This window comes from Leifsonia sp. NPDC080035 (assembly GCF_040050925.1).
Taxonomy (GTDB): Bacteria; Actinomycetota; Actinomycetes; order Actinomycetales; family Microbacteriaceae; genus Leifsonia.
In genome coordinates, this window is record NZ_CP157390.1 from 3,013,107 (window position 1) to 3,029,612 (window position 16,506).

The 16,506-nt window shown below is 72.6% G+C and carries 15 protein-coding genes and 1 tRNA gene; 10 read left to right on the top strand and 6 right to left on the bottom strand.

Annotated features, from left to right (window positions below):
* Positions 1-7 precede the first annotated feature (7 nt).
* Positions 8-1,204: an ROK family transcriptional regulator gene (locus AAME72_RS14565; protein WP_348787272.1), complete on the top strand. Its 1,197-nt coding sequence runs from the start codon at positions 8-10 to the stop codon at positions 1,202-1,204.
* Positions 1,204-1,689 carry a hypothetical protein gene (locus AAME72_RS14570; protein ID WP_348787273.1) on the top strand — a complete coding sequence of 162 codons (486 nt, stop codon included), beginning with the start codon at positions 1,204-1,206 and terminating at the stop codon, positions 1,687-1,689. Before AAME72_RS14565 ends, AAME72_RS14570 begins: the two co-directional genes overlap by 1 nt.
* Here AAME72_RS14570 and AAME72_RS14575 read toward each other — a convergent pair.
* Positions 1,673-2,812 (bottom strand): ROK family transcriptional regulator, encoded by a 1,140-nt coding sequence (locus tag AAME72_RS14575; RefSeq protein ID WP_348787274.1) that lies wholly within the window; start codon positions 2,810-2,812, stop codon positions 1,673-1,675. The genes AAME72_RS14570 and AAME72_RS14575 overlap by 17 nt on opposite strands.
* A 41-nt stretch (positions 2,813-2,853) precedes the next feature.
* Here AAME72_RS14575 and AAME72_RS14580 point away from each other — a divergent pair, with 41 nt between their 5' ends.
* The gene (locus tag AAME72_RS14580) at positions 2,854-3,384 is read left to right on the top strand and encodes an isochorismatase family protein (RefSeq protein ID WP_348787275.1); all 531 of its coding nucleotides are present in this window, start codon (positions 2,854-2,856) and stop codon (positions 3,382-3,384) included.
* Positions 3,385-3,405: 21 nt separating this feature from the next.
* Here the strand turns inward: AAME72_RS14580 and AAME72_RS14585 are convergent, their stop codons facing one another.
* From AAME72_RS14585 to AAME72_RS14600, 4 genes are all read right to left on the bottom strand, one after another.
* Entirely contained in the window at positions 3,406-6,813 is a 3,408-nt protein-coding gene (locus AAME72_RS14585; RefSeq protein ID WP_348787276.1) for an SbcC/MukB-like Walker B domain-containing protein, read from the bottom strand.
* Positions 6,810-7,490, bottom strand: coding sequence for a DUF4194 domain-containing protein (locus AAME72_RS14590; RefSeq protein WP_348787277.1), 681 nt, complete (start codon positions 7,488-7,490; stop codon positions 6,810-6,812). Before AAME72_RS14590 ends, AAME72_RS14585 begins: the two co-directional genes overlap by 4 nt.
* On the bottom strand, positions 7,487-8,989 hold the full coding sequence (locus AAME72_RS14595) for a DUF3375 family protein (RefSeq protein ID WP_348787278.1): 1,503 nt from the start codon (positions 8,987-8,989) through the stop codon (positions 7,487-7,489). Before AAME72_RS14595 ends, AAME72_RS14590 begins: the two co-directional genes overlap by 4 nt.
* 62 nt (positions 8,990-9,051) lie before the next feature.
* Positions 9,052-9,128, bottom strand: a tRNA-Met gene (locus AAME72_RS14600).
* A gap of 133 nt (positions 9,129-9,261) precedes the next feature.
* Here AAME72_RS14600 and AAME72_RS14605 point away from each other — a divergent pair.
* The 7 genes from AAME72_RS14605 to AAME72_RS14635 are packed head-to-tail and all read left to right on the top strand — an operon-like array spanning position 9,262 to position 15,213.
* Positions 9,262-10,329, top strand: a complete 1,068-nt coding sequence (locus AAME72_RS14605) for a response regulator (RefSeq protein WP_348787279.1) — start codon at positions 9,262-9,264, stop codon at positions 10,327-10,329.
* On the top strand, positions 10,326-11,336 hold the full coding sequence (locus AAME72_RS14610) for an ATP-grasp domain-containing protein (protein WP_348787280.1): 1,011 nt from the start codon (positions 10,326-10,328) through the stop codon (positions 11,334-11,336). Before AAME72_RS14605 ends, AAME72_RS14610 begins: the two co-directional genes overlap by 4 nt.
* A gap of 14 nt (positions 11,337-11,350) precedes the next feature.
* Positions 11,351-12,097, top strand: a complete 747-nt coding sequence (locus tag AAME72_RS14615) for a PHP domain-containing protein (RefSeq protein ID WP_348790143.1) — start codon at positions 11,351-11,353, stop codon at positions 12,095-12,097.
* Complete coding sequence (locus AAME72_RS14620; protein WP_348787281.1) at positions 12,094-12,249, top strand: hypothetical protein; 156 nt, start codon at positions 12,094-12,096, stop codon at positions 12,247-12,249. Before AAME72_RS14615 ends, AAME72_RS14620 begins: the two co-directional genes overlap by 4 nt.
* Entirely contained in the window at positions 12,246-12,638 is a 393-nt protein-coding gene (locus tag AAME72_RS14625) for a response regulator (protein ID WP_348787282.1), read from the top strand. Before AAME72_RS14620 ends, AAME72_RS14625 begins: the two co-directional genes overlap by 4 nt.
* Entirely contained in the window at positions 12,635-14,413 is a 1,779-nt protein-coding gene (locus AAME72_RS14630; protein ID WP_348787283.1) for an ATP-binding protein, read from the top strand. Before AAME72_RS14625 ends, AAME72_RS14630 begins: the two co-directional genes overlap by 4 nt.
* Entirely contained in the window at positions 14,410-15,213 is an 804-nt protein-coding gene (locus tag AAME72_RS14635; RefSeq protein WP_348787284.1) for a carbon-nitrogen hydrolase family protein, read from the top strand. Before AAME72_RS14630 ends, AAME72_RS14635 begins: the two co-directional genes overlap by 4 nt.
* 22 nt (positions 15,214-15,235) lie before the next feature.
* Here the strand turns inward: AAME72_RS14635 and AAME72_RS14640 are convergent, their stop codons facing one another.
* Entirely contained in the window at positions 15,236-16,432 is a 1,197-nt protein-coding gene (locus AAME72_RS14640) for a pyridoxal phosphate-dependent aminotransferase (protein ID WP_348787285.1), read from the bottom strand.
* Between the last annotated feature and the right edge of the window lie 74 nt (positions 16,433-16,506).

Below are 16,506 nucleotides of genomic sequence, written 5' to 3' on the forward strand. Positions count from 1 at the left end.
AACAAACATGCTCATCGACGAAGCGCGGCGCCAGATCGCCACCGAGCCCCGTCCGGCGCCGGGGGACGGCGCGATGGTTCCCGGCCGCGCGCTCCGTCCGCGCAGCAAGGTCCTGCCCGAGCACGCGCGCCACCACAACCGTTCTCTGGTGCTGCAGTCGCTGTACCGTGAGGGCCGCGCATCCCGTGCCGACCTCGCCAGGGAGACGGGTCTCACGCGCGTCACGATCTCCGACCTCGTCGGCGAGCTGATCGCCGAGGGGCTGGTGATCGAGCTCGGTCAGCGTGACGACGCCCGGCCGGGAAAGCCGGCGGTCCTGCTCGACGTCAACCGTGCGGCGGCCCAGATCATCGGCGTCGACCTGAGCGAGCACAGCGTGTTCCGCGGAGCGGTCCTCGACATCGACGGCCGGCTGCTGGAGACGGCGGAGGTCGCCCTCGCCGGCAGCAGGGGAGAGGAGGCGACCGCCAAGGTGCTCGCGCTCGTCGACACGCTGATCGAGAAGGCGAGCGCTCCCATCCTCGGTATCGGCATCGGTTCACCGGGCATCGTGGACGCGAGCGGGACGGTCGCCGCGGCCCCGAACCTCGGCTGGAGCGATGTCCCGCTGCAGCGTCGCATCGCCGAGCGCACCGGCCTCGCGGTGTTCGTCGCGAACGACGCCAACGTCGCGGTGCTCGCCGAGCACGGCTTCGCCGACGCTCAGGGCGACATGATGCTGGTGAAGGTGGGACACGGTGTCGGCTCCGGCCTTCTGGTCGCCGGAGCCCTCGTCTTCGGCAGCCGGTTCGCGGCGGGCGAGATCGGCCAGGTGATGGTCGGCACCGACGACGGCGCCGAGGCGCCGTACGACCGCGAGAAGGTGCTGGAGGCGTGGCTGGCGGTCCCACGGCTGGAGGCGCGGGTCGCGGACGCTCTGGCGGCCGGCCGTCCCGCCGAGCCGGTGCTGCGCGAGGCGGGGCAGCGGCTCGGCGTCGCCCTCGCGCCGATCGTCGGAGCGCTCAACCTGTCGGAGGTGGTGCTGAGCGGCCCGGAGGGCCTGCTGGCGGGCACCGTGATCGACGCCCTCCGCGAGACGCTGCTGAACCGGACGATGGCCGGCTTCCACTCCGACGCGACGATCCGGATGACGAGCCAGGGGCGGGACATCGTGCTGCGCGGTTGTGTGGTGATGGTGCTCTCCGCCCAGCTGGGGGTGTCCTGATGACGCTGCTCGCGGACCGGCCGCGCACCGATCCGATCGCCGAGGAGGCGGCCGGGTTCCTGTTCGCGTCCGGCGTGCGGGACGTGCTGCCGGACGTGCGCGTCCGGTGCACGGTCGTGCGCCTGGAGAGCATCGGCAACGAGCGGCTCGGCGTGCCTCGCTGGTACACGCTCGCGGAGGCGTGGGCGGAGCCGGGGTCGGCGTCGGCGGCGAGCTGGTCGCGGAATCCCGAGGTGGTCGCCGGTCCCGGGGACGACCCGCACCTCGTGCTCGCGACCGGCACCCCCGTCGTCGTGCTCGGCGCCGACATCGGCTCCGAGGGCTGGTCGCGGGCGGTCGTCGACGCGGTCAGGGCGTCCTGCCCGCGCGTACTGGTCGTCGATCTCGGCGACGACCCGGACCCGCGCTACGCGGACGTCTCGACCTTCGGACTCGACCGTGAGCGCGGCGCGGCGCTGCTGCGCCTGCTCAGCGAGCCCAGCTGACGCCGAGCGTCGACTGCAGCGCGTACTGCGCCGCCCCGCGGAACGGCTGCTCCAGCGCCGTCTTCGCGTAGCGGAAGCTGAGCGGCATGGCCGCGCGCACGGGATGCCGTGCCGCCTCCGAGCGCAGGTGCGCGATGAACTCCGGCCCGAGCTTGGGGGCGGCGCCGCCGAGGACGACGTTCGGGACGTCCAGTGCCGCGCCGAGCATGAGCAGCGCCCTGGCCAGGATGCGCGCGCCCTCCGCGATCCGCTGCCGCGACTCGGGCTGCACCGCGAGCGCCGCGACGTCCACCGACTCCAGGTCCGTCCCGTGCGGGAGGCCGAGCAGGCTCGTCACCGAGACCAGCTCCTCCAGGCAGCCGCGGTTCCCGCACGCGCAGACCGGGGCGTCGTCGCCGAACAGCACGGGGACGTGGCCGATCTCGCCGGCGCGGTGCGCGGCCCCCGCGAGCACGTCGCCGTCGACGATGACCGCGGCGCCGACCCCGGTGGAGAGGGAGACGAAGAGCTGGTTCGCGCCGAACTCGTCCGAGACGGCGTAGTCGGCGATGGCCTCGGCGTCCGCGTCGTTGACGAGGTGCACGGGCGCGGAGACGATGCCGGACAGCTCCCTGCCGAGGTCGACATCCACCCAGCCGAGCTGCACGCTCTCGCGGATCAGGCCGCCGTCGGCGATGCCGGGGACCTGCACGCCGACCGCGGCCACCCTGGCGGTCGTCGCTGCGGAGAGCCGGCGGACGACCGAGCGGACGTCGTCGAGCGCGCCGGGCGTCTCCGTGCGCTGCGAGACGGTGGCCACGACGTCGCCCAGGAGGTTGAGCACCGCCCCGCGGACGAGGCCCGGCTGCACGATCACCGAGAGCAGGACGTTACGGTCGGCGTCGACGCGCAGAGTGGTCGCGCGCTTGCCGCCGGTGCTCTCGGCGAGGCTGCCCTCCACGACGAGCCCGTCGGCGATGAGGCCGGCGAGCAGCGAGGAGACGGTCGCGGAGGTGAGGCCGGTGCGCCGGGCGATCGCCGCACGCGTGGCCGATCCGTCGCCGGAGAGGACGAGCTGCAGCGCCGTCGTCAGGTTGCGCTCGCGGACGGCGGCCTGCGTCGCCTTGCCGTGATCCTCAGCCACGCGGTCCTCCTCACGTCTTACGACCCTAGCGAATGGAGCGCATGATGGAGCGCATGGGATACGGGCTCATCCTGGTGGACGTCCAGCGCGACATGCTGGAGGGGGAGGACGCTGTCGCCGGCGCGGCGGAGCTGCAGGAAACGCTGCGGTCGCTGCTCGAGGCGGCGCGGGATGCCGGCGCGCCGATCGTGCACGTCAAGAACGACGGCAGGCCCGGCGACCCCGACGAGCCCGGGACCCCGGGCTGGGAGCTCGTGTTCCGGCCGCTGCCCGGAGAGCCGATCGTGCGGAAGGACGCTCCGAACACGTTCGAGTCGAACCCGGCACTGGCGGACGTGCTGCGGGCGATGGGCGTCGACGCTCTGGTGGTCGCCGGGTTCCAGAGCGAGCACTGTGTGCAGGCGACAGCGGTCGGCGCGCTGGAGCGCGGCTTCGACGTCGTCGTGCCGGCCGGCGCGCACGCCACCTACGACGACGACGCGCCTGCGGCCGCGATCGTCGAGCGCGTCGAGCTCGACCTGGCCGCCGCCGGCGTCGAGATCGTGGAGCTCGACGAAGTGCGCTTCCGCTAGCGCGGGCGCCCGCGCTCCGGTCTACGCCGTCAGCACCCCGAGCCGGTCGCCCTCCAGTGCCTCGCGGATGCTGAGCGAGTAGATGCGGGAGAGGCCGGGACGCGCCGGGTCCCCGGTGACGTAGGCCACCGACTCCACGTGCTCCTCGAACGCGTTCACCTTGTCGCGGGGCGCGCCGACGATCAGCTGGAAGCCGAGCCCGCGCAGGGCAGCGAGGGCGCGGCCCGTGTACTCGTTGTCCGCCTTCACGAAACCCTCGTCGAGCACGATCGGCGCGTAGGTCGGAACGCTGTCGGTGCCGTCGCCGAGCCGGTAGCGCAGGGCGGCGCCGAGCACGAACGCGATCAGCTCCTGTCCCTCGCCCCCCGACTTGCCGGCGACGCCCTCGTGCACCACCTGGGTGCCGTCGGTGCGGGTCTCGATGGCGCGGAACTGGTAGTGCTCTCTGGCGTCGAGCACCCGGCGGCGCCAGGCCTCGCCCGCGCGCGACCGCTCCTCCAGCCGGGAGAGGTCGTGGCGCAGCTCCAGGAAGTCCCGCTCGATCGCCGCGGCGTCCCTGCGGTCGGTGCCGAGGGTACCTGCGGTGTGTTTGCGCAGCGTGCGCTTGAAGTCGTGCAGGTCGCTGTTGGACACCGGGCGCGGGTCGATGTCGAGCGTCGAGCCCTCGCGGAACTCGATGCCGGCGAGCGCGGATGAGATCGGCCGGACCCCGCGCCGGATGGCGTGGCCGTCCTCCTCGATCTGGGTCAGCAGGGCGCGCAGGCTGTCGCCCATGCTCGCCCCGGCCTTGGCCAGCCAGTCCGATTTCGCCCGCGGCAGGTCGTCGTCCACCAGGGTGCGGTGGATGGCGAGCACGGTGGGCAGGCTGTCGATGGTGGCGTCGATCTCGGCGGAGCGGTCCAGGTCGCGGTAGCGCTCGAAGGTGAGCAGCAGCAGCCGCTCGTGCTGCTCCATCGCCTGCTGGTGGCCGTCGACCTGGTCGCGCACGATGGCCTGCGCCTCGGCGTACCGGCGATCGACGTCCGCCGCCTCGCGCGGTGCGGCGAAGGGCAGCGTCCCGAGCAGCACGCGCTCCTCGGGGGTGAGCGGGCTGTTGCGTTCGAGGGCGTCCGCGATGCTGTCCTCGATGTCGATCAGGTCGCCGTGCCGCGCTTCGAGCTCGTCGATGCGCGCCTGCAGCGCCGCTCCGCGCCGGGCGGCGTCGATGCGCGCCCGGTCGTGACGGTCCGCCTCCTGCTGGAGCTCGCCGACCTCGGGATGCTCGACCGCGACGCGCTCGAGCTGGGCGGCGAGCTCGTCGACGCGCTGCCGGGCGCCGGTCACATCGATCGACTCCCACTCGACCGTCCGGATGGCCGCGAGAGCCTCGCTGCGGCTGCGCGCCGCGCTGTGCTCGGACTCGGCCGCGTCCGACTCCGCCCGCGCGGCGGCGAGTTCGCGTTCCAGGTCCTCGAGCTCGGCGGCGAGCGCCTGGATGCGCGGGGCGTTGTCGAGGCCGATCCAGGAGTCGGTGCGCCGGTCGTCCTTGATCACCCGGTCGCGCGACGCCGACCGCATGCCGGAGCGCGTGACCGCGCCCTTCGTGCCCGCCGGGCGCGGGGCATCCAGCTCCTCCGGCGACTCGACGCAGAGGATGCTGCGGTCGGCGACCAGCTCGTCGTGCAGCCAGCCCCAGTACGGGCTGCCGGTGTCGAACTGCAGCAGCGCGGGGACGGTGCGCTCGACCGGGTCGAGTTCCGGTGCGCGGCCGGATGCGGCGGCGGCCAGCACGATGCGTCCGCGCATGTCGTTGTCGTTCACGAACCGGCGGACGGCCGCGAAACGGCGCTCGTCGACCACCAGGTGGGTCGCCACCTCGCCGAGCACGCTCTCGATCGCTCGCGTCCAGTCCCGGCGACCAGGCGCGACCTCGAACAGCTCGCCCGCGTACGGCAGGTCCTCCGGCGCGATTCCGGTGCCCGCCGCGATGCGCCTGCGGCGCTCGTCGGCGTCGGCGGGGACGTTGCTGCGGCGCTGCTCGTAGGAGCGCTTCTCCGCGGTCTTCGCCGCGATCGCCCGCTTCGCCGCGTCCACCCGGCCGGCGAGCTCGTAGCGCCGCGCCTTGTCGTCCTCGTCCGTCGCGGCGGACGCCAGAAGCTGCTCTGCGCGGCTCGCGAGCTCGGCGAGCTGGGACTCGGTCTCGGGAGCGGGCAGGCCGGCGCGCGCGAACAGCGCGTCCGCGGCGGCGCGCTCGCGCGACTGGGTCGCGAGGTAGCGCTCCGCCAGCTCCTGCTCGCGGCGCAGGCCGACCGCAGGGTCCCCGCCGCGCTCGGCAAGCCGGGAGAGCGCGTCCTGCTGGGCGCGGTGCGCCGCCTGCTCCTCGGTCTCCGCCACGCGGCGCTGCGCCTCGTGCTCGCGCTTCTCGTCGCGCACCGCGTCCACCTGCCCGGACACCCAGTCGCGGATGCGCTCCGCCAGCCAGACGCGCAGACGCGGGTCGTGCTCGCCGTCGGCGGGGACCAGCAGGCGGCGCTTGCCGCTCGCGTCCTCCGCTGCAGCGGCATACTGCTCGGCGCGGGACGGGACGTCGGCCAGCACGTCGAGCTTGCGGCGCGTCGTCTCGAACACGTCGTACAGCGCGGAGGCCTCCCGGTAGCTGCTCAGCGTCGTCTCCCACCGGGAGAGGGCGCGCGGCTCGGTCAGCACGAAGCTCTTGAACAGCTCGTCGATCGAGAACACGCCCTTGGACGCCTGCGCCCGGCGGAGCAGGGTGAGCGCCTTCAGCTGCGACTCGTCGCTGCCGCCGATGCCGAGCTCCTCGCAGAGCCGGACCCGCAGTTCCGGCTGCGACCCGGTGACCAGGTCGCGCTCCGGGTGGACGAGACGGGCGAGCGAGGCCCGGGTGAGCGGGGAGGAGCTGCCCGGCTCCGGCACCAGCTCGTTCAGCCGGGCAAGCGGGAACTCGCCGTGGACGAGCACGTAGACGGTCGCCGTCGTCACCTCGTCCTGCGTCGCGGTGTCCGGGCCGATCCAGGCGAGCCTGGCCGCGGTGATGGTCTCGCCGAGCTCCGTGCGCCAGGTGATGGCCGCTCCGCTCGGGAAGGCGGTTCCGAGCGGCCGGAGGAAGTGCGTGGTCGTGGTGTCGGAGCCCGCGTCCTTCACCTCGTCGGTCTTGCCGCGGGCGTAGCTGTAGACGGTGCGCTCGCTGCGCTGCCGGGAGTCGTCGCGCGCCGCGCGGTTGAACTCCTGCGGGTTCGGCATGATGACCGCCGACATGGCGTCGAGCACGGTCGACTTGCCGCGGCCGGTGGGGCCGAGGATGGCGATGCCGCCGCGTCCGACGGGCATCCGGTGGATGTCCTGGTAGCTGCCCCAGTTGAGCAACTGAACCAGCTCGATGCGGAACTGGCCGCGACGGATCAGGCCGTCGTCCACGGGAAGGTCGGTCACCGCTCCTCCTCCTGCTCGACGTCGGCGGATTCGTCGGCGGGCGCATCCTCGCCGGCGGCGGCCAGGAACATCCGCTCGAGCCGGGCGAGCTCGTCGGTCCCGATCAGCGGCACGACGGCGGGGGAGACGGTGTAGACGTCGGGGTCGTCGGTGCCGGGCGTCAGCAGCTCCAGTCGTTCGAGCGCGGCGATGGCCGCCTTGATGCGGCGGTCGACCCGCACCTCGTCGTGCGCGGAGTCGCCCTGGAACCGGCCGAGGAATTCGGCGATGTGATCGCGGGTGACGGTCACGGCCGTATCCCTCGCGTCCGTGTACGCGTGCTCCTGGCGGAGCAGGACGAGCAGCAGGGAGGCGTCGCGGGACAGCGGCTTCTCCCTGCGCAGCAGGATCGGCGCGTCGTCGTCGCCGTTCTGCCGCTTGAACGCGACCTCGTGGTCGGCGTCGATCTCGAGCGTCAGGAACAGCTCGTCGAGCCGGGCGCGGATCTCGTCCTCGTGGTCGAGCAGGGCGCGCCAGACGTCGGGCTGCTTGGTGCGCGTGACGAAGCGGCTCGTCAGCAGGGTGACCAGAGCGGTCCGCGCCTCCCTGGGCAGTTCGTCGCGCACCGCGTCACCGAACGCGTCGGAGTCGGCCTCGCGCCGCTCCCGCTCCGCTTCAGCCTCCAGCGTGTCCGTCACCGTTCCTCCTGTTCGATCGCATCCCGTCCGAAGACGAGCAGCGGCATGGTCACTTCGCGCGTCTCGTCGCCGACCGCGAGCGGCACGGTCTGCACGCCCTCCGAGACGGCGCCGAGCTCCGCTCCGAGCTCGATGAGGCTCACCGCGAGCCCGAGCCGGCGGAACTCGTCCGGCGTCGCCGCGTAGACCTCCGCCCCGGTCACGGTCTCGCGGTCGCGCAGCAGCTCGCCGACGCGCTCGCGCACCGCGGCCGCGCTGGTCTCGACGGCGAGCCGCAGCGCCTCCCGGTCCGTCTCGGGCAGCGGGTCGTCGTTCTCGGTGATCGCGATGCCGACCTCCGGTCGCCCGCGGTCGCGCCAGAGCTGCGCCTGGGTCACGTCCACCAGGCCCCAGCCGCCGATCCCGAGCACGTCCTCGTCGGTCAGCACCGGACCGGGGCGCCGCTCGGCCCAGAGCGCGCCGGCGGCCAGCGCCCGCTCGGCGAGCGAGAGCAGCCGCGCGTGCTTCTCCGATCCGTTGCGGCTGAGGAACCGGCGCAGCGACGATGTCCAGCGCACGTACGTCTCCTGCACCGCCTGCTCCTCGGCGAGCAGGGAGGTGATGAGCGTCTCGAGCGCCCCGCGCTGCCGCTCGCTGAGCTGCTCGGCCGCGCTCGGCCGGGCGAGCACGCGCTCGATGTCGGCGCGCATCCCCTCAAGCTCGCGCGAGGACAGCATGGCGGCGAACCCGCGGTAGGCGCGTCCCTCCGGCGTCTGCTCCAGCAGGTCGTTGTCTCGCAGGAACTGGTCGACGATGGCGCCCTTGCCCACCTGCTGTGTGGAGGCGATGCGCGCCACCTCCCGGTGGCGCTGCTCCACCATCGCCCCCAGCCGGCGGAAGTCCTCCGGCAGCGATGCGGTCAGCCGCAGCACCTCGCGCACCTGCCGCTTCACGGCCTCCGGCGAGACGTCGGACACCCCGTGCTCGACGATCTCCGCGCGACGCCGCTGCAGCGCGGCGATCTCGTCGTCGATGCGCGAGAGCTGGGACTCGGCGGTCGGGTCGGTGAGCCCGGCGAGCTGGTGGACGGCGTGGGCGATGCTCGCGAACCGCGCCTCCGACACGGCGGTGTCCGGCTCGGCGAGCTCGCGGACGATGCGCAGCGCCTGCAGCGCGTACTGCGACAGCCGGTACTGGGCGCGGTCGTCACGATTGCCGGGGCGCGAGCGGATCAGCCAGCGGCTGTCCACCCAGCTGCGGCAGTACTCGGCGGGCGTCGTGCGCCCGGCCTCCGCAACGTCGGCGTCGTCGGCCGCGTCGGCCGCGTCCGCATCCACCGCGTCGAGCGCGTCCGCCACCTTCTGGTGGAACCAGTCCGCCGACACCGGCCCGTCGGCGTGCTCCAGGTGCTGTGAGAACAGGGGGAGGACCCAGCGACCGTTGTAGCTGCGCAGCAGCGCCCAGGTGGGATGCTCCTCCCACACGGCTGCGACGCGGCCGCCGTCGAGGCTCTCGCCCATCTTCCTCCGGGGACAAAAATCGGCCCGGACCCCGGGGATTTCTCCCCGGAGTCCGGGCCTGTTGGTTGCGGGGGCAGGATTTGAACCTACGACCTCTGGGTTATGAGCCCAGCGAGCTACCGAGCTGCTCCACCCCGCGGCACAAGAAATGACTCTAGCACGGGTTCCGGGGGCGGTGGAAATCGAGGCCGGAGCCCGGGCGCGTCATGGCGCGTCCGGGCGTGTGAACCGGGCGTCCCAGTAGAGTCGTCGAAGAGACGTAGGGGAAGCGTATGGCCAGTTCCGCTCAGAAGTACCGCGTGTGCGTGATCGAGGACGATCCGGACGTCGCGTTCTACATGAAGACCGTCCTGGAGAAGCGCGCGGACGCCCAGGTCGTCGCGGTCACCGATCCGTCGATCGCGCTGAACGCCATCGCGGAGTTCGGGCCGGACGTGGTGATCACCGACATCGAGATGCCGGGCATCTCCGGCCTGGACCTGCTTCGCGAACTCCGCAGCAGCCACCCCGGGATGCCCGTCGTGGTGATGACCGCGCACGTCTCGGTGGACTACGCCGTGTCGGCGCTGCGCGCCCAGGCCGACGAGTTCCTCACCAAGCCGATCGCGTCGGCCGAGCTCGTCTCGATCGTCACCCGGCTCGCCGAGGAGAGCAGGACGAAGCGCGCCTCGCAGCGGCAGCAGGTGGTTCTGGCCATCGGCGCCCACCCGGACGACGTGGAGATCGGGGTCGGCGGCATCCTCGCCGCGCACAGGGACGCCGGAAACCAGGTCGTCATCCTCACCCTCTCCCGCGGAGCGCGAGGCGGCGACGCCGACGACCGCCAGCACGAGTCGCTCGCGGCCGCCGAGCTGCTCGGCGCCCGGCTGTTCCTGGAGGACCTCGAGGACACCAGGATCTCCGCCGCCGACCCGACCGTCGGCATCATCGAGCGGGTGGTGGCAGAGGTGAAGCCGGACATCGTCTACACCCACTCCGCTCACGACCGGCACCAGGACCACCGGGCAGTCCACGCCGCCGTCAACGTCGCCACCCGGGGCGTGCGGACGGTGTGCTGCTTCCAGAGCCCGTCGGCGACGATCGACTTCCGGCCCACCCGGTTCGTCCCGATCGACGGCTTCACCGAGGCCAAGCTGCGCCTGATCGACTGCTTCCGCTCGCAGACCGAGCTGCGCGGCTACCTCGAGCACGACTTCGTGCTGGCGACCGCGCGCTACTGGTCGCGGTTCGGCGGCGGCACCAACTGCGAACCGCTGGAGGTGATGCGGGACACCGCCGACATCTCCGTCCCCGCCTCGGCCATCCAGACCGAGGCCCGACTCCGGAGGACCCAGGAATGACCGACACCCTCACCCGCGTACTCGTGACCGGGGCGGGAGGACCGGCGGGCATCGCCGTCATCCGCTCGCTGCTCGCCCGCGCCGACGTCGACGTGTTCGCCGCCGACATGGACGGCTGGGCGAGCGGGCTCTACCTGGTGCCGGAGTCGCGCAGGCGGATCGTGCCGGCCGGCCGCTCCGAGACGTTCGTCGACGAGCTGATCGGGATGTGCGGCGACGACCGCATCGACGTGCTGTACTCCACGGTCGATGTCGAGCTGCCCGGCCTCGCCGCCCGCCGCGACGAGCTGTCCGCCGTCGGCACCGCCCTCGCCGCCCCCAGCCACGAGACGCTCGTGACCTGCCTGGACAAGTTCCGGCTCGCCGAGCGCGTGGAGGGCGCGGCGCGCATCCCGCGCACCCGCCTGCTGAACCGTGCCGGCGTCGGCGAGGACTGGACCTTCCCGGTGATCGTGAAGCCGCGCAGCGGGGCCGGTTCCCGCGGCGTCCGCCTCATCGCCGACCGGGCAGCCCTGGAGGCGCTCGGCGAGGACGAGAGCATCCTGATCCAGGAGAACCTGCCGGGGGAGGAGTTCTCGGTGGATGTGCTGGCTGGGCTCGACGGCACGGTGATCGCGGCGGTTCCGCGCTCGCGCGAGCGCGTCGACTCCGGCGTCTCGATCGCCGGTCGCACGGTGCGCAGGGCGGAGCTCTCCGACACCGCTGCAGCGGTCGCCCGGGCGATCGGGCTGACCGGCGTCGCCAACGTGCAGCTGCGCTACAGCGTCGACGGCGTCCCCGCGCTGCTGGAGGTGAACCCGCGGTTCCCCGGCGCGATGCCGCTGACCATCGCCGCGGGTGTCGACATGCCCTCCCTGCTCCTCGACCTCGTGCTTGGCCGCCCGGTTCCGTCGTCGGTCGACTTCGCCGAGCTCGCGAACGTGCGCTTCCTCGAGGACGTCTTCCTCGATCCCGGCGACGTGCTGGTGTCCGAGAACGCGGCGCACTCCGAGGGCCTCGAGGAGTGACCGCGGCCGTCGACATGGACGATCTGCTGCTCGGCGACTTCCACGTGCACTCCACGTTCTCGGACGACGCGCGCAGCACGATCGGCGAGAACATCGCGGCCGCGACGGCGGCGGGTCTCCGCCGCATCCGGCTGACGGACCACGTCCGTGCCTCGACGACGTGGGTGCCCGAGTTCCTGGCCGCGGTGGCGCTGGAGCCGGTGCCGGACGGCCTCACGGTGCTCACGGGAGTGGAGGCGAAGCTCCTCGACGCCTCGGGGGCGGTGGACACGCCGCGATTGCTCGCGATCGGTGAGGGCGGAGTGGACGCCGTCGTCATTGGGGACCACCAGTTCCCCGGCCCGGACGGCCCGTGGTCGCCCGAGCGCACGCGCGACGAGCTTGCCGCCGGCCTCTCGGCGGACGACGCCCTGGACCTGCTGGTGACCGCGAGCATCCGGGCGATGGAGCGGACCCCGAGCGCGCAGCTCGCGCACTGGTTCTCGATCCTGCCCAAGGTCGGCCTCGCCGAGGAGCAGCTCGGTGCAGAACGGCTCGCCGCCTGGGCGGGAGCCGCGGCCGCGACGGGGACCATCGTCGAGGTGAACGAGAAGTGGGGATGCCCCGGCCCCGCCGCCGTCGGCGCCCTGCTCACCGCGGGGGCGCGTATCGTTGCGTCAACGGACAGCCACGTCGCCGGTGACGTCGGGCGGTACGACCGCGTCGCCACGGTGCTCAGGGACGCCGTCGCGGCGCACCCCGAGCGGGAGGGAGAGGGATGAGCCCCGTCGAGCTGAACCGTGCTGAGCGCGAGGAGCTGCAGCGCGAGATCGAGGACAACCGGCGCTGGGAGTTCCGGCTGGTCGGTTACGCCGGCATCGCCCTCGTGGTGATCGCGGCGATCGTCGTGGTGCGTGTGGTGTTCTTCTCGTGACCGACCGCGCGAAACGCGTCGTGATCGCCGATGACGACGACGACATCCGCGGTCTGATGGTGATCGCCGCCGGCCGCGCCGGAGTCGAGATCGCTGCCGCCGTCGACAACGGCAGGGCCGCGCTCGACGCGGTCCGCTCGGGAGACGTCGACCTCGTCGTGCTCGACATCTCGATGCCGGGCATGAACGGAGTGGAGGTGGCGGACGCGATCCGCGAGGACGCGGCCACCAGCGGAACGCTCATCCTTATGGTGTCCGCATCCGTGCAGCTGCTCACCGATCACGGGGTTGTCGCCGACCGGTCGGACAGCTTCATCATCAAGCCGTTCAGCCCGCGGGTGCTCGCGCAGCGCATCCGCGACATGCTCGCCGTGGGGGAGCCGGTATGACCCTCGACCGCTGGTTCGGCCGCCTGCCGATCGACTCGCCGTCCGTCTTCATGAAGCTGATCCCGACGCTGATCGGCTACGTTCTGGCGCTGGGCGTCGAGCTGGTGCCCGGGGTCGCCCTGGTGATCACGCCGGTCTACCTGGTGACCTCCCTCGTGCTGATGGCGCTCGCCGTCGTCCTCGCGCTCGCCGTCCCGTGGCGGCGCACCGCGGCGGCCTGGCCGCTCGTGGTGCCGGTGCTGGCGCTGATCGCGATCGGGTTCCTGCGGCTGGGGACCGGTAGCGGCTCCTCGCCGATCGCGGTCGTGCTGCTGCTCCCGTTCATCTGGATCGCGACGGAGGAGGGCCGGTACAACATCCTGGTCGCCGCGGCCGGGATGTTCCTCGTGCTGCTCGCGCCCGTCGTCGTCTCCAATGTGGCGACCTCACCGGTGGACCTCGTGCGCGCCCTGTTCTCCCCGGTGATCTACCTCGTGCTCGCGGGCGTGATCAACGAGATCGCCCACCGGCTGCGCAAACAGCTCGCCGCGTCGAAGGCGGAGGCGGAGCAGCGCGAACAGCTGCTCGCGCAGGCCGTGCGGGCGCAGGACGAGCTGGTGCTCAATGAGGCGCGGCTGCGGACCGCGAACCGCCTCATCCAGAGCATCTGGAACGCCGTCACCGAGCAGTCCGTGATCGGCACGGACCTCGACGGCCTCATCGACGTGTGGAACCCGGGCGCCGAGAAGATGCTCGGCCTCACCGAGAAGCAGGTGGTCGATGGCGGCAGGCACGTCATCGACTTCCATCTGGAGTCGGAGCTCGAGGACCGGCTCCGGGAGATGGACGCGCGCTTCACGACGGTCGCCAGCGCCGACGACTTCTCCGCGCTGGTGGACACCGTGCGCGCGGGCTCGGCGGACGTGCGCGACTGGACGTACGTGCGCGCCGACGGCAAGCACGTCGCCGTGCAGGTGGCGGCGACGCCGCGGCTCGACGAGAACGGCCACCGGGTCGGCTTCATCTTCGTGGCGACCGACATGACGCAGGCGCGCGAGTTCGCCCGGCTGAAGGACGAGTTCGTCGGGCTGATCTCGCACGAGCTGCGCACGCCGCTCAGCTCGATCCTCGGCTACCTCGAGCTGATGCGCGACGACGAGGAGGCGCCGCTCTCGGAGGAGCAACTGCAGTACCTCGGCGTCGCGGAGCGGAACGCGCACCGGCTGCTTCGGCTGGTCGGCGATCTGCTGTTCACGGCCCAGGTGGAGTCCGGACGCTTCCCGATCGACATCACGGACGCCGAGTTGCGCGGGGTCGTCGCGGCCTCCGTCGAGTCTGCGACGCCGGTCGCGTCGAGCGCCGGGGTGACTCTCGTCTCGGACGTTCCCGACGAGCCGGTGGAGGTGCGCGGCGACCAGGTCCGGCTGGGCCAGGCGGTCGACAACCTCGTCTCGAACGCGCTCAAGTTCACGCCGTCCGGCGGCACGGTGACCGTGTCCCTCTCCCGCCAGGGCGACGAGGCCGTCATCGCGGTCACGGACACCGGCATCGGGATCCCCGCGGTCGAGGTCAGCCAGCTGTCGCAGCGCTTCTTCCGCGCCTCCACCGCGACCCGCAACGCGGTGCCGGGCGTGGGCCTGGGGCTCACCATCACCAAGGCGATCGTGACGGCGCACGGCGGCCGGCTCGACATCGCGAGCGAGGAAGGCGTCGGCACGTCGATCAGCCTCCGGCTTCCGATCGAGACGCCCCGCCCGGTCGCCGAGGCCGTCCCGGGAGCGGAGCGTTCGTCATGACCCTCGTCGCCGTCGCCCAGTTCACGCCCACCGACGACCGGGTGCACAACCGCGACATCGTCGCCGGGCTCGTCGCGGTGGCGGCGGAGCGCGGTGCGCGCCTCGTCGTGTTTCCGGAGTACGCGTCGTACTTCACGGACCCGCTGGGGCCGTCCTTCGCGCGCAACGCCGAACCCCTCGACGGCGAGTTCGTCGGCGCCCTCGCCGCCGCCGCCCGCGAGCACGGGCTGTATGCGATCGCCGGGCTCGTGGAGCAGACGGGGGAGCGGCACCGCTTCGCGAACACGCTGGTCGCGGTGTCGGACACCGGGGAGACGGTCGCGACGTATCGCAAGCAGCACCTGTACGACGCGTTCGGCGCCCGCGAGTCGGAGTGGGTGGTGCCCGGCGACACCGCGATGCCGCAGGTGTTCGAGGTCGACGGCCTCCGTGTCGGGATGCAGACCTGCTACGACCTGCGCTTCCCGGAGGTGACGCGGCGCATCGCCGACGCGGGCGCCGACCTGGTCGCGATCCCCGCCGAGTGGGTGCGCGGACCGCTCAAGGAGCACCACTGGGCGACGCTGCTCGCCGCGCGCGCCATCGAGAACACGCTGTACGTCGCCGCGGCCGATCACACGCCGCCGATCGGCATCGGAGCGAGCAGCATCCTCGATCCGATGGGCGTCGCCATTGCCGGGCTCGCCGAGACGACGGGCGTCGCGATGGCGGATGCGTCACCGGAGCGGGTGCGCCAGGTCCGCGAGCGCAATCCCGCCCTCGCCCTGCGCCGCTACCGCGTCGAGCCCCTCGCCGAGTGAGCGGACTCCGGCACCGGCCGCCTCAGGCGCCGAGAGCCGCGAGCCGGCGGGCGGCCTCGTCGAGCACCTCGACGCGCTTGCAGAACGCGAACCGGACGAGGGACGCCGTGCGGCGGGCGTAGTCGTCACGGCAGAACGCCGCCAGCGGCACCGCCACCACCCCGGCGAGCTCCGGCAGCCTCCGGCAGAATTCGACCGCGTCCGGGTGGCCAAGGGGCGCCGCGTCGGCGACGACGAAGTAGGTGCCCTCCGACGGCGCGACCGCGAAGCCCGCGGCCCGGAGACTGGCCGAGAGCACGTCCCGCTTGTGCTGGAGCGCCGCCGCGATGCCGGTGAAGAAGTCGTCGGGAAGCGCGAGGCCGGCCGCCATCGCCGGCTGGAACGGCGCCCCGTTCACGTAGGTGAGGAACTGCTTGACGGCGAGGATCGCCGTCACCAGCTCCGGACGAGCCGTCAGCCAGCCGACCTTCCACCCGGTCGTGTTGAACGTCTTGCCGCCGGAGGAGATGGTGACCGTCCGCTCGGCGGCTCCCGGCAGGGTCGCGATCGGGATGTGCGCCGGGCCGAAGGTGAGGTGCTCGTAAACCTCGTCGGTGACGATGATCGCGCCGTGACGGTCCGCCAGCGCGACGATCTCGGTCAGGATCTCCCGGTCCAGCACCGCGCCGGTCGGATTGTGCGGGGTGTTGACGAGGATGACCCGGGTCCGGTCGGAGACGGTCTCCCGCAGCCGCTGAAGGTCCGGACGGAAGTCCGGCAGCTGGAGCGGGACGGTGCGGTGCACGCCGCCCGCGAGCGCGATCACGGCGCCGTATTCGTCGTAGTACGGCTCGAAGGTCACCACCTCGTCGCCCGGTTCGAGCAGGGCGAGCAGCGTCGCGGCGATCGCCTCGGTCGCGCCCGCGGTGATCAGCACCTCCCGGTCGGGGTCGAGCTCGAGACCGTAGAAGCGGCGCTGATGCTCGGCGACGGCGACGCGAAGGGCCGGGATACCGGGCCCAGGCGGGTACTGGTTGTCACCGCCCCTGATCGCGGCGACTGCGGCGTCGAGCACCGCGGCGGGTCCATCCTCGTCGGGGAAGCCCTGCCCGAGGTTGATGGCGCCGGTCCGGACGGCGAGGGCGCTCATCTCCGCGAAGATCGTCGGCCGCACCGAACCGTCCGCGCCGAGCAGCCCGGCTCCTGCCGCGGCTCTGCGCCACGCTCCGCCGACCGCCATGCCGACTCCTTCCTGCACGCCTGGATCCAACCTAGGCCCTCGTTCTCACCTCATGCATTCGGTACGTTATGGAG